The sequence below is a fragment of the Streptomyces sp. NPDC097640 genome (assembly GCF_040302705.1).
In the GTDB taxonomy this organism is placed as follows: domain Bacteria; phylum Actinomycetota; class Actinomycetes; order Streptomycetales; family Streptomycetaceae; genus Streptomyces.
Genome location: NZ_JBEOSB010000028.1, coordinates 13,571 through 25,809 on the forward strand (window position 1 = coordinate 13,571; position 12,239 = coordinate 25,809).

The following is a 12,239-nucleotide window of genomic DNA, read 5'->3' on the forward strand; positions in this document are numbered from 1 at the left end:
GGCGGCACGCGCCGGTCCGGTCCCCTACTCAGAGGGCGGGGCCGCGCGTCCGGTTCCGTCGGCGGCGGATGCGGAACGGGAGACGGCGACTTCAGCGGCGGCATCAGCGGTGGCCTCGGAGGCGATGCCGGGGCCGGAAGGCGCGCTGCGGGGCGGTGGCGGAGCGGCTGTGCGCGCGGCCGCGGGTTCCGCGGCGAGCTCGGCGGCGTGGTCGGACGCGTCCGTACGGGCCTTGTCCCGCGAACGGCGGGCGGGTCCGTACCAGCCGCAGGAGCAGCGGGCGATACAGAAGGAGCCCTTCTCCGAGGTGGTGGTGCGGTGTTGGCCTGCGCCTGGACCTGGGTCGCCTGAGTCGAGCACACAACCACGCTACCCGGCCGTGACGGGCCGACGGGGGGAGTCGTTAAACGAACAAGTACCAAGGCGTGGACGAGCGTGGCCAGGGGGTCGGCGGTCGATGGAAATCCAGCGGCGTACGGGCGGTGCCCGGACGAGGCGCGTGGCGGCCGCCTTGGCGGGCGGGTTGCTGGCCGGGCTGATGGCGACCGTGACCGGTTGTTCCTCCGAGACGGTCGCGGACGAACGCCCCGGCGGCGAATCGCGCGCCGAGACCGACGCGGCCGCCGTGCTGCACCGCGCCGCGGATGTGCTGATCCGGTCGGGCAGTTCGCGGGTCCGTACGACGATGGAGACGGCGACGGGCGGCACCCGCGTATCGATCAGGGGCAGCGGCGCCTACGACTACGCCAGGCGGATGGGGCGGCTGCGGCTGGTGCTGCCCAGGGACGCGATGGGGGCCGCCGAGCACGAGCCGATCACCGAACTGCTCTCCTCGGGCGCGCTGTTCATGCGGAACCGGGGCGCGGGCATCCCGCCGGACAAGTGGGTGCGGGTGGACACGGCCGGCATCCCGGACGGGAACCTGGTCACCGGCGGGGCGACCGATCCGCTGGCCGCCGCCGAGCTGCTGCGCGGTGCGCGGGGCGTGAGTCTGGTGGGTGAGGAGGCGCTGGACGGCACGGTGGTCCGGCACTACCGCGGGACGACGGACATCGGGCGGGCCGCGCGGGCCGCGTCGCCGGGCGGGCGGGGGCCGTTGGCCGCCGCCGCGCGCGGGTTCGCCGAGCACGCGGTGCCCTTCGACGCGTATCTCGACCTCCAGGGGCGGCTGCGCGAGGTGCGGCACCAGTTCACGGTGACCAGCGAGGCCATCGGCCGGCCCGCCCAGGGCGGTCAGGGCGGTCAGGGCGGTCAGGGCGGTCAGGACGGAAGCGCCGACACCGGCGCCGACACCGGCGCCGACACCGGCGCCGACACCGGCGCCGACACCGGAACCAGCGCCGGCGCGACAAGCGGAACCACAAACGGAGGCGGAACCGGAACCGGAAGCGACGCCTACCGACCCGACCAGGGCGCCCCCGGGCAGCGGAGCGCCCCTGGCCCCCAGGGAGTACGGCGCACGCTGGGTGTGGCCTCCATCACCGAGCTGTACGACTTCGGCGCCCCGGCCGCCGTCACGCTGCCCAAACCATCGGATATCTACACAGGAAAGGTCGTAACCCCCCAGACCTAGCCAGCGCATGCCGTTCAGCCCCGTGAAATGGTCCATCCGTGCCATGCGCGGAGTGTGTACCGATCCCTACGCTGGGAAGCCGCTGCTCGGAAGTGCTTGCAGATGCTCGCAGGAGGAGGTGAAACACGTGGTTGCGCGTCGCGGCTCGTCGGGCCCGGACCCCGTGGCCCTCGTCGAGATCGATCTCTACGGTGAGTTGATGATCGCTGCGTCGAGCGCGGATGAGGACAGGCTCAGTCCGGACCGTATCGACGAGGTGCTCCAGGTGGCGGCGGACCGATCAGATCCAGCCGAGGGCGAGGACGCCCGGCCGTAGCGCCGGCGGCGGTGGTCCGCCGGTGCGGGGGCGGCGGGTGCCCTCAGGTCCGCAGCAGGCGGGCGATGGCGGCGGTGGCCTCGGCGACCTTGGTGTCGACCTCGTCGCCGCCCTGGACGGCGGCCGCCGCCACGCAGTGGCGCAGGTGCTCCTCCAGGAGCTGGAGCGCGAAGGACTGGAGCGCCTTGGTGCTCGCGGAGACCTGGGTGAGTATGTCGATGCAGTACACATCCTCCTCGACCATGCGTTGCAGGCCCCGGATCTGGCCCTCGATGCGGCGCAGCCGCTTGAGGTGCTGGTCCTTCTGCTTCGCGTAGCCGTGGCCGGTGTGCTGCTCGGCGAGGGCGGTCGCCGCTCCGGGCCCGGACGCCTGGCCGTGCTCCTCGCCGCCGCCGGTGGCGGAGCTGTCGGCTGCCGTGGTCGTCATGGCGTCCTCCCGTTGTTAGCGCTATGTCCCCATATACCCCAGCTGGGTATATGGTACCGGGTCTGCCAGGTTGGACCGGGTCCCTGTGATAAGCACTCTGCCCTATGGGTCACACTGGGGAACGCCGGTTACCGTGGCCGGATGATGCACCTAGCATCAACGAGACAGACCCCGATGCATTCCGAGGATCCCCAGTGCGCTTTCGTCTGACCCCCAGGGAGACGAGCTTCTACGACATGTTCGCCGCATCCGCGGACAACATCGTGACCGGCTCGAAACTCCTGATGGAACTGCTCGGGGCGGACTCCTCCGCTCGTAGCGAGATCTCCGAACGCATGCGGGCCGCGGAGCACGCGGGGGACGACGCGACTCACGCGATCTTCCACCAGCTGAACTCCTCCTTCATCACGCCGTTCGACCGCGAGGACATCTACTCCCTCGCGTCCTCCCTCGACGACATCATGGACTTCATGGAGGAGGCCGTCGACCTGGTCGTCCTCTATCAGATAGACGAGCTGCCGAAGGGGGTCGAGCAGCAGATCGAGGTGTTGGCGCGGGCCGCGGAGCTGACCGCCGAGGCGATGCCGAACCTGCGGACCATGACGAACCTCACGGAGTACTGGATCGAGGTGAACCGCCTCGAGAACCAGGCGGACCAGATCCACCGCAAGCTGCTGGCGCACTTGTTCAACGGCAAGTACGACGCCATCGAGGTGCTCAAGCTCAAGCAGATCGTGGATGTGCTGGAGGAGGCGGCTGACGCCTTCGAGCACGTGGCCAACACGGTCGAGACCATCGCCGTCAAGGAGTCCTGAGCCTCGGCATGGACACCTTCGCGCTTGTCGTGACCATTGCGGTCGCGCTCTTCTTCACGTATACCAACGGCTTCCACGACTCGGCGAACGCCATCGCCACCTCCGTCTCGACCCGGGCCCTGACCCCGCGGGCGGCGCTCGCGATGGCCGCGGTGATGAACCTCGCGGGCGCCTTCCTGGGCAGCGGGGTCGCCAAGACCGTCAGTGAGGGGCTGATCGCCACCCCCACCGGCGGCCAAGGCATGATGATCTTGTTCGCCGCACTGATCGGCGCGATCACCTGGAACATGGTGACGTGGTACTACGGCCTTCCGTCGTCCTCCTCACACGCCCTGTTCGGCGGCCTGGTGGGAGCGGCCCTCGCCGGGTCCAGCACCGTCCACTGGAGCGGGGTGGTGGAGAAGGTCGTCATCCCGATGTTCCTGTCGCCGATCGTCGGTCTGGTGCTGGGCTACTTCGTGATGGTGGCCATCCTGTGGATCTTCAAGGACGCCAACCCGCACAAGGCCAAGCGCGGCTTCCGGATAGCCCAGACCGTCTCGGCGGCCGCCATGGCGCTCGGCCACGGTCTCCAGGACGCCCAGAAGACCATGGGTGTCGTGGTGATGGCCCTGGTCATCGCGGGTGTGGAGGACGAGAGCGACGCGATTCCGGTGTGGGTGAAGATCGCCTGCGCCGCGATGCTCTCGCTCGGTACCTACGCGGGCGGCTGGCGCATCATGCGCACGCTGGGACGGCGGATCATCGAGCTGGACCCGCCGCAGGGCTTCGCCGCGGAGACCACGGCGGCCTCGGTCATGTACACGGCGTCGTTCATGTTCCAGGCGCCGATCTCGACGACCCATGTCATCACCTCGGCGATCATGGGCGTCGGCGCCACCAAGCGGGTGAACGCGGTGCGCTGGGGCGTCGCGAAGAACATCATCCTCGGCTGGTTCATCACCATGCCGGCGGCCGCCGGTGTCGCGGCCCTCAGCTACTGGATCGTCAACCTGGCCTTCGGCTGACGGCGGCACGGCGCGGCTCCATCGCGCGGCCGCACAGCGCTTCGTAAATGCGGCGGGCCCGCCCCTGGGTGATCCGGGGGCGGGCCCTTCGTCCTGTGGTGGCACCGCCATGCAGCACCACAGGACGATCCCTGCCCGCGCCGGCGGACCGGCGCGGGAGGCGGGTGCGTCAGCCGAAGCGGCCCGAGATGTAGTCCTCGGTCGCCTGGACGGACGGGTTGGAGAAGATCCGCTCGGTCTCGTCGATCTCGATGAGCTTGCCGGGCTGGCCGACGCCGGCCAGGTTGAAGAAGGCCGTGCGGTCCGAGACGCGCGCCGCCTGCTGCATGTTGTGCGTCACGATGACGATCGTGAAGCTCTCCTTCAGCTCACCGATCAGGTCCTCGATGGCGAGCGTGGAGATCGGGTCCAGGGCCGAGCACGGCTCGTCCATCAGCAGCACCTCGGGCTCCACCGCGATGGCGCGCGCGATGCACAGCCGCTGCTGCTGGCCGCCGGACAGGCCCGCGCCCGGCTTGTTCAGCCGGTCCTTGACCTCGTTCCACAGGTTGGCGCCCTTGAGGGACTTCTCGACGATGCTCTCCAGCTCGCTCTTCTTGTACGAGCCGTTCAGCTTCAGCCCCGCCGCGACGTTCTCGAAGATCGACATCGTCGGGAAGGGGTTCGGGCGCTGGAAGACCATGCCGACCGTACGCCGCACGGAGACCGGGTCGACGCCCGCGCCGTACAGGTTCTCGTCGTCCAGCATCACCTTGCCCTCGACGCGCCCGCCGGGGGTGACCTCGTGCATCCGGTTCAGGGTGCGCAGGAAGGTGGACTTGCCGCAGCCGGACGGGCCGATGAAGGCCGTCACCGAGCGGGGCTCGACGGTCATCGAGATGTCCTCGATGGCCTTGTGGGTGCCGTAGTAGGCGGTCAGGCCGCTGACGTCGATGCGCTTGGCCATGTGAATCACTTCTCTTCTTCGTGGCGTGGCCTCAGCGGCCGGACTTCGGGGCCTTCCAGCGGGCGACACCGCGGGCGAGCAGGTTGAGGATCATGACGAAGGCGATCAGGACGAGCGCCGCCGCCCAGGCCCGGTTGTACGAGGCATCGTTACCGAGCTGCCACTGCTCGTACACGTAGTACGGGAGCGAGGACTGCGCGCCGTCGAAGGGGTTGTTGTTGATCCCCGTGGCGCCGAACACCAGCAGCATGATCGGGGCCGACTCACCGGCGATACGGGCGACCGCGAGCATCACACCCGTGATGATTCCGCCGATCGCGGTGGGCAGCACCACCTTGAGGATGGTGCGCCACTTGGGCACGCCCAGCGCCAGCGAGGCCTCGCGCAGCTCGTTCGGGACGAGCTTGAGCATCTCCTCCGTCGACCGGACGACGATCGGCATCATCAGGATGGCCAGGGCCATCGCGCCGGCGAAGCCGGAGTAGTCGAAGTCCAGGACGATGATCCAGAAGGTGAGGATGAACAGACCGGCGACGATCGAAGGGATGCCGGTCATGACGTCCACGAAGAAGGTCACGGCCTTGGCGAGCCGGCCGCGCCCGTATTCCACCAGGTAGACGGCGGTCAGCAGGCCGATCGGGGCCGCGATGGCGGTGGCGATGCCGACCTGCTCCAGCGTGCCGATGATCGCGTGGTAGACGCCGCCGCCGGGGAGGATCGTCTGCACGCCCTCCATGGAGTGGCCGAGGAAGTAGCCGTCGAGGGCCGTGCGGCCCCGGTCGACGGTCTCCCAGATCAGCGAGACCAGCGGGATCACCGCGAGCAGGAAGCAGACCCAGATCAGGCTGGTGGCCAGCTTGTCCCTGGCCTGGCGGGAGCCCTCGACCTTGGCGGTCAGGCCGAAGGAGATCACGACGAACAGCAGCGCGGCGATCAGACCCCACTGGGTCTTGCTGCTCAGATCGGCGGCGACGCCGATGCCGCAGGCCAGGGCGATGGCGAGCACCGCCAGGCCGATCGGGGCCCACTGGGGCAGCCGGGGCTGCTTGAGGGCCGGACGCGGGGCGTTCCCGGCCACCTGGCTCGTGTCGATGACTGCGTTGCTCATGCGCCGCCCCTTTCGTTCACTTCTCCGCCCACGCGGCGCAGAGGCGCGGCTATCGCGGTCGTCTGCGGCCCGGAGTCCCGCCCGTCTCCCGCCACCGCCCTCAAGCGGCTGCGCTGCGCGCAGGCAGCTTTCATGCGTGCGTCGTTCACGCGGCGGCTCCCGAGTACTCCTTGCGGCGGGCGATGATCAGCCGCGCGGCGCCGTTCACCAGCAGAGTGATGACGAACAGCACCAGACCGGAGGCGATCAGCGCGTCACGCGCGGGGCCGTCGGCCTCCTTGAAGTGGCTGGCGATGTTCTGGGCGAAGGTGCCGCCGCCCGGGTCCAGCAGGCTGGCGTTGATCAGGTAGCTGGGGGACAGCACGGTGGCCACGGCCATCGTCTCGCCAAGCGCGCGGCCCAGGCCCAGCATGGAGGCGCTGATGATGCCGGAGCGGCCGAAGGGGAGCACCGACATCCGGATGACCTCCCAGCGCGTCGCGCCGAGCGCCAACGCGGCCTCCTCGTGCATCTGCGGGACCTGGCGGAAGACCTCGCGGCTGACGCTGGTGACGATCGGGATGATCATGATCGCCAGCAGGATGCCGACGGTGAACAGGGAGCGCGCGGCGCCGTCGTTGTACTCGAAGATCTTGGTCCAGCCCAGGTACTCGTCGAGCCACTTGTACAGGCCGGTCAGGTGCGGGACGAGGAAGAGCCCGCCCCACAGGCCGTAGACGATGCTGGGGACCGCAGCGAGCAGGTCGACGACGTAGGCGACCGGGGTGGCCAGCCGGCGCGGCGCGTAGTGCGAGATGAACAGCGCGATGCCGACCGCGATCGGGACCGCGATGACCATCGCGATGATCGAGCTGACGATCGTGCCGTAGGCGAGGACGGCGATGCCGAAGACCATCGGCCGGGAACTGGTGTTCCACTCGAAGGTGGTGAGGAAGTTCCCGTGGTTGTCGGAGATTGCGGAGGCGGCGCGCACGGCGAGGAAGACCGCGATCGCGGCCATGATCACCAGCAGCAGCACGCCGGAGCCTCGGGAGAGTCCGAGGAAGATCTTGTCACCGAATCGGCCGGTGTTGCGCGTCCTGACCTTGGCCGATGGGTCTGTGGGGGATGTGGGTTCTATGTCCGTTTTCATGGGTTCTCCGGTCTGCGGAGCCGTGGGGTGGGGCTCCTTGCGGCGGTGCACCGGACGGTGCGGCCGGCTCCCATGCTTCGGAGCCGGCCGCACTCGGGTCAGGAGAGGCTCGAGACGCTCTCGCGGACCTTCGTGGCAATCTCAGCCGGCAGCGGGGCGTAGCCCAGCTCCTTCAGCGAGGTCTGGCCGTCCTCGCTCGAGACGTAGGTCAGGAACGACTTGGTGGCGGCGAGGGTGTCGGACTTGTTGCCCTTGTCGCAGGCGATCTCGTACGTCACCAGCGTAATCGGGTACGCGCCTTCTGCCTTGGTGTCATATGCCAGGTCGAGGGCGAGGTCCTTGCCGGTGCCCTTGACCTTGGCCTCGGAGATGGCCTTGGAGGCGTTGTCGACGGTGGCCTGGACCGGGGCAGCGGCGCCGGTGTTCAGGTCCACGGTCTTGATGCTGCTGGCGGTCGCGTACGACAGCTCGAAGTAGGAGATCGAACCGGAGACCTGCTTCACCTGCGAGGAGACGCCGGCGGAGCCGTCCGCGGCCTGGCCGCCCTTGCCCTCCCAGGCCTTGCCCGGCTCGTGCGGCCACGCCGAGGGGGCGGCGGCCTTGAGGTACTTGGTGAAGTTGTCCGTGGTGCCGGAGTCGTCCGAGCGGTGGAACGCCTGGATCTTGAGGTTCGGCAGGTTGACGCCCTTGTTGAGCTTCTTGATGGCGTCGTCGTTCCAGTTCGTGATCTTCGAGTCGAAGATCTCGGCGAGGGTCTTGGCGTCCAGGGTCAGCTTGTCCACGCCGGGGACGTTGAAGCCGACGGCGATCGGGCCGCCGACCATGGGCAGGTTGATGCCCTGGCCGCCGCCCGTGCACATCTTCTTGGAGGCCGCGACCTCTTCGGGCTTGAGCGCCGAGTCGGAGCCCGCGAAGGCGGTCTTGCCCTGGAGCCACTCCTGGATGCCCGCGCCCGAGCCGGTGGCCTTGTAGTTGATCTTGACGTCCTTGCAGGCGGCGCCGAAGTTCTTGACCCACAGGTCCATGGCGTTCTTCTGGGCGGACGACCCGGAGGCCAGCAGCTGACCCTTGCCGTCACACTTGATGTTGCTGGCCGCCTTGGTGCCGCCGTCGCCGCCCGAGGAACCGCTGTTGTTGTCGGAGCCGCACGCGGTGAGGACCAGGGCGCCGGAGACGGCGAGGGCACCGGCGGCGATGGCGCGAAGCCGGTTGTTGCGCTGAAGCTTCACTTTCGGGTTTTCCTTCCAGGAGCCGCCGGTGGGGACGGCGCACAAGTCTGCTCGGATGGACAGGCCATGCCATGGGCGCGACCCGCACTCTGTAGGGCTGAAATTAGGCAGATCAGGTGACGCAGCTGATGGGCACGGATGAACGGAGGGTGAACCTCGGCCGTCAGGGTGGTGGCCCGGCTGAGGCCTCGGTTCCGGTTGAGCGGGGGTGAGAGCGGTGGTGAACGGCGCGTGACTCTGTCGGATTGAGGTACGGCATGTCACTATCCGTCCCTACGTACCGGTAAGTCAGCTCTGGCGCGCGGGTTACGCGACGGCTCGTGGAGGTCCGCAGGTGATGAGGAAGCGGAAGGTGGGGCGGGGCGACGGGGACGGCGGGGGAGGCGGAGGAAGCAAGGGCAGCAGGGGCAGCAGGGGAGGCGGCGCGGGCGTCGCCGCGGCCACCGCGATCGTGTGCGCCGTGGGGCTGACGGCGGCGCCGGAAGGCGCGCAGGCCGCGCCCCGCGAGCCCAGGCCGGGCTCGCCCGCGGGCGCGGGGTCCGGGGGCTCGGGGTCCGGGGGCTCGGGGTCCGGGGGCTCGGGGTCCGGGAACGACCGCCTGCGCCAGGTGCACCAGCGGGTGGAGGCGCTCTACCGCAAGGCCGAGGCGGCCACCGACGCGTACAACCTGGCCCGCGAGAAACAGACCCGCCAGGAGAAACGCATTGTGAGGATCGCCCAGTCCGTGGTGAAGGCACAGAAGCGGATGGCGGGCCTGCGGCAGCGGGCCGGGGCGGTGGCCCGGGCCCAGTACCGGAACGGCGGAATCCCGCCAGAGGCGCAGCTGCTCCTCGGTGACGACCCCGAGGGCTTCCTCAACGACGTCACGCTCGCGCGCAAGGGCCAGCAGGCGACCCTTGGCCTGATGAACCAGCTGGAGAAGACCCAGGCCACGCTCGACGGCTATGCGAAGTCGGCCTCCCGGGAGTGGGAGCGGCTCGACTCCAGCCGCGCGAAGAAGGCCGCCGCGCGCAAGGAGATCCGGGCCAAGCTCGCCCGGGCCAGGCAGCTGGAGTCGCGGCTGCGGGCGAAGGAGCGGGAGCGGCTGCGGCAGCTGGAGGAGGAGCAGCAGCGCCGGGCGCAGACGACCTGGCTGGGCTCCGGCATACTCCGCAAGATCGGCGGCAAGGCCACCTCGCAGGGGCGGCGGGCCGTGGAGTTCGCGACGGCCCAGCTCGGCAAGGACTATGTGTGGGGCGCGGAAGGTCCCGACACCTACGACTGCTCGGGGCTGACGCAGCAGGCCTGGGCCGCGGGCGGCCGCGCCATCCCGCGCACCTCGCAGGAGCAGTGGCGGCGGCTGCCGAGGGTGGGCGTCGAGCGGATGCGGCCGGGGGACCTGATCATCTACTTCAAGGACGCGAGTCATGTGGGGATGTATGTAGGGGACGGAGCGATCGTCCACGCGCCGCGCCCGGGGCGGCAGGTCACGGTCGCGGGTGCGGGCTCGATGCCGATCCTGGGTGTCGTACGTCCCGACGGGGGCTGAGTCCGCCGGATGTCGCGCCCGGTGTCGTACGTCCCGATGTGTCCGTATCCGACGGGGAGTCGGGCCCGGTGGGGGGTCGGGCCGGTCGGGGTTGGGCCGAATGGAGGAAGGGCCGGTTATTAGCATCCACATCGCTCTGTTATCCGGTCATTTCACCTCGTGTCGGCGTGATGTTCGTCATCCCGCCACCCCGCCCCGGCGCGTCAAGTCCCTTTTCTGCTTTGGCATATGACAAAAGTGGCTGTCCGAAGGTCATTCCGCTGGGACCCGCCCTAGCGCTATGGTCGCCTCTCGGTGTCCGGCGCTGTGTCAGTTCGACAGGGCGCCGCACTCTCGGGGGGAGGGAAGGAATCGAGCGATGTCCGTACCCGCGACCGGGCAGCTGGAGGCGGAGGCCACCGAGGCCCGCCCCGCCGCGCCGCCCGACAACGGGCTCACCTTGCTGGTGATCGGGGAAGACCCGGCCGGCTCCTTCACCGTCCCCGAAATGCTGGACACCGAGGGCAACCGCGTCCGCATCCGCACCGCCCGCAACCTCACCGAGGCCGAGCGGCTGCTCACCGACGACGTCCAGTGCATCCTGCTGGACCTGGCCCTGCCCGGCCCCTGCAAGAAGGCTGAGGACGAGCTCGACTCCCTGCGCGCGGTGCTGCGGCTCGCGCCCGCCCACGCGGTCCTCGTGCTGACCGCCGTGGAGGACGGCGAACGCGCCGCCGAGGCCGTACGGGTCGGCGCCCAGGACTTCCTCTTCCGCGACGAGCTGGACGGACGGCTCCTCAGCCGCGCCATCCGCTACGCCGTCGAGCGCAAACGCTCCGACCTCGCCCAGCGCCAGCTGACCGAGTCCCGGCTGCGCGCCCAGGAGAACGCCCGGCTGGAGCGCGGGCTGCTCCCCACCCCGCTGCTCCAGGGCTCGGGTCTGCGCTTCGCCGCCCGCTACCGGCCCGGCCGCAGCCGCGCCCTGCTGGGCGGCGACTTCTACGACACCGTCCGCACCCCGGACGGCACCGTGCACGCGATGATCGGCGACGTCTGCGGGCACGGCCCCGACGAGGCGGCCCTCGGCGTCGAGTTGCGCATCGCCTGGCGCGCCCTGACCTTCGCCGGGCTCTGCGGCGACCAACTGCTCGGCACCCTCCAGCAGGTCCTGGAGAACGAGCGCGCCGACGACGAGATCTTCGCGACCCTGTGCACCGTCGACATCGCGCCGGACGGGCGGCGGGCCGGGGTGTGCCTGGCCGGTCACCCCGCCCCCCTGGCGGTGCGCCCCGGGCGGGCGCCGCGGCTGCTGCCCTCCGACGACAACGGCCCGGCGCTCGGCCTGCTGCCGGGCGCCCGCTGGCCGCGCCGGGAGATCCAGCTCGGCGGCTCCTGGAGCCTGATGATGTACACCGACGGGCTCATCGAGGGGCGCATTGGGAAGGGCGTGCAGCGGCTGGGCCAGGACGGGATGGTCGAGATCGTGACCCGCGGGCTGGCATCGGGGCTGCGCGGCGAGGAACTGCTGGACAACACCGTCACCGAGGTGCGGACGCTCAACGGCGGGGAGCTGACGGACGACCTGGCCGTGCTGCTCCTGGACCGCGGCTGACGGCCTGGCGGCTGACGGCTGACGGCCTGGCGGCCGGCGGACCCGCGGCCGGCGGCCCTGCGGCTGACGATCACGGCCACAGGGCCCCGCTCGTGATCGCTGCGCCTAGCGGCCGTTGAAGGGCCCGTACGGACCGTCGGAGCTGGAGCCACGGCCGCGCGGCCAGTTGCGGCCGCCGCCGGAGACCTGCCGCAGCGCGGGGCGCACATCGACGAAGTACACGATGGTCGCGATGAGCCCGATGATCGGCAGGAAGTCGAGGATCCCCATGAAGAAGTTCACCGCGGCCGCGATCCCGAGGATGATCAGCCAGAAGGGCTTGGTCTGCTTGTCCGCGGCACGGTAGGCGTCCTCGCGGCGGATCGCCGCGTCGATGAAGGCGAAGAGGCTGAACAGGAGCAACCCCCAGGAGACCCAGTACAACAAATTGTTGAATCCCTGTACCAGCACGCCGTCCACCGCCTAGAAGATATGTATGGGAAGCGTTCCACCGGCCACCGTACCCGCTGGCAGGGCCGGGCACGCAGTGTGTGCCCGGCCCTGGGGTCCGGCTTCGGCGGACAGCCG

The 12,239-nt window shown here is 69.9% G+C and carries 12 protein-coding genes and 1 pseudogene; 6 read left to right on the plus strand and 7 right to left on the minus strand.

All coding sequences use genetic code 11. From position 1 onward, the window contains the following. Positions 1–24: 24 nt before the first annotated feature. The gene (locus ABTY62_RS35030) at positions 25–360 is read right to left on the minus strand and encodes a hypothetical protein (RefSeq protein ID WP_352133577.1); all 336 of its coding nucleotides are present in this window, start codon (positions 358–360) and stop codon (positions 25–27) included. A gap of 97 nt (positions 361–457) precedes the next feature. On the opposite strand from ABTY62_RS35030, the pseudogene ABTY62_RS35035 reads away from it, so the two are divergent. Both ABTY62_RS35035 and ABTY62_RS35040 read left to right on the plus strand, forming a co-directional pair. Next, positions 458–1,279, plus strand: a pseudogene (locus tag ABTY62_RS35035) (SCO4651 family lipoprotein); the annotation flags it as partial. 421 nt (positions 1,280–1,700) lie between these two features. Next, positions 1,701–1,889 (plus strand): hypothetical protein, encoded by a 189-nt coding sequence (locus ABTY62_RS35040; protein ID WP_311724609.1) that lies wholly within the window; start codon positions 1,701–1,703, stop codon positions 1,887–1,889. 43 nt (positions 1,890–1,932) lie between these two features. Here ABTY62_RS35040 and ABTY62_RS35045 read toward each other — a convergent pair whose 3' ends face one another. Beyond that, positions 1,933–2,316 (minus strand): metal-sensitive transcriptional regulator, encoded by a 384-nt coding sequence (locus ABTY62_RS35045; RefSeq protein ID WP_352133443.1) that lies wholly within the window; start codon positions 2,314–2,316, stop codon positions 1,933–1,935. 194 nt (positions 2,317–2,510) lie between these two features. Between ABTY62_RS35045 and ABTY62_RS35050 the strand changes: the two genes are divergently transcribed. Together ABTY62_RS35050 and ABTY62_RS35055 are read left to right on the plus strand one after the other, a co-directional pair. Beyond that, positions 2,511–3,131 (plus strand): DUF47 domain-containing protein, encoded by a 621-nt coding sequence (locus ABTY62_RS35050; protein ID WP_352133444.1) that lies wholly within the window; start codon positions 2,511–2,513, stop codon positions 3,129–3,131. 8 nt (positions 3,132–3,139) lie between these two features. Then, positions 3,140–4,138, plus strand: a complete 999-nt coding sequence (locus ABTY62_RS35055; protein ID WP_311724606.1) for an inorganic phosphate transporter — start codon at positions 3,140–3,142, stop codon at positions 4,136–4,138. A gap of 169 nt (positions 4,139–4,307) precedes the next feature. On the opposite strand, the gene pstB is transcribed toward ABTY62_RS35055, so the two are convergent. The 4 genes from pstB to pstS form a co-directional block, all read right to left on the minus strand. Next, positions 4,308–5,084, minus strand: a complete 777-nt coding sequence (gene pstB / locus ABTY62_RS35060) for a phosphate ABC transporter ATP-binding protein PstB (RefSeq protein WP_352133445.1) — start codon at positions 5,082–5,084, stop codon at positions 4,308–4,310. A gap of 31 nt (positions 5,085–5,115) precedes the next feature. Continuing rightward, on the minus strand, positions 5,116–6,192 hold the full coding sequence (pstA, locus tag ABTY62_RS35065) for a phosphate ABC transporter permease PstA (RefSeq protein WP_352133446.1): 1,077 nt from the start codon (positions 6,190–6,192) through the stop codon (positions 5,116–5,118). Between the two features lie 145 nt (positions 6,193–6,337). After that, the gene (gene pstC, locus ABTY62_RS35070; RefSeq protein ID WP_352133448.1) at positions 6,338–7,324 is read right to left on the minus strand and encodes a phosphate ABC transporter permease subunit PstC; all 987 of its coding nucleotides are present in this window, start codon (positions 7,322–7,324) and stop codon (positions 6,338–6,340) included. 98 nt (positions 7,325–7,422) lie between these two features. After that, complete coding sequence (gene pstS, locus ABTY62_RS35075) at positions 7,423–8,553, minus strand: phosphate ABC transporter substrate-binding protein PstS (RefSeq protein WP_352133449.1); 1,131 nt, start codon at positions 8,551–8,553, stop codon at positions 7,423–7,425. A 337-nt stretch (positions 8,554–8,890) separates the two neighbouring features. Between pstS and ABTY62_RS35080 the strand changes: the two genes are divergently transcribed. Both ABTY62_RS35080 and ABTY62_RS35085 read left to right on the plus strand, forming a co-directional pair. Beyond that, the gene (locus ABTY62_RS35080; RefSeq protein ID WP_352133450.1) at positions 8,891–10,081 is read left to right on the plus strand and encodes a C40 family peptidase; all 1,191 of its coding nucleotides are present in this window, start codon (positions 8,891–8,893) and stop codon (positions 10,079–10,081) included. A 358-nt stretch (positions 10,082–10,439) separates the two neighbouring features. Next, positions 10,440–11,672: a PP2C family protein-serine/threonine phosphatase gene (locus ABTY62_RS35085; protein WP_352133451.1), complete on the plus strand. Its 1,233-nt coding sequence runs from the start codon at positions 10,440–10,442 to the stop codon at positions 11,670–11,672. Positions 11,673–11,777: 105 nt separating this feature from the next. Here ABTY62_RS35085 and ABTY62_RS35090 read toward each other — a convergent pair whose 3' ends face one another. Beyond that, positions 11,778–12,122, minus strand: a complete 345-nt coding sequence (locus ABTY62_RS35090; RefSeq protein WP_352133572.1) for a DUF2516 family protein — start codon at positions 12,120–12,122, stop codon at positions 11,778–11,780. Positions 12,123–12,239: the final 117 nt, after the last annotated feature.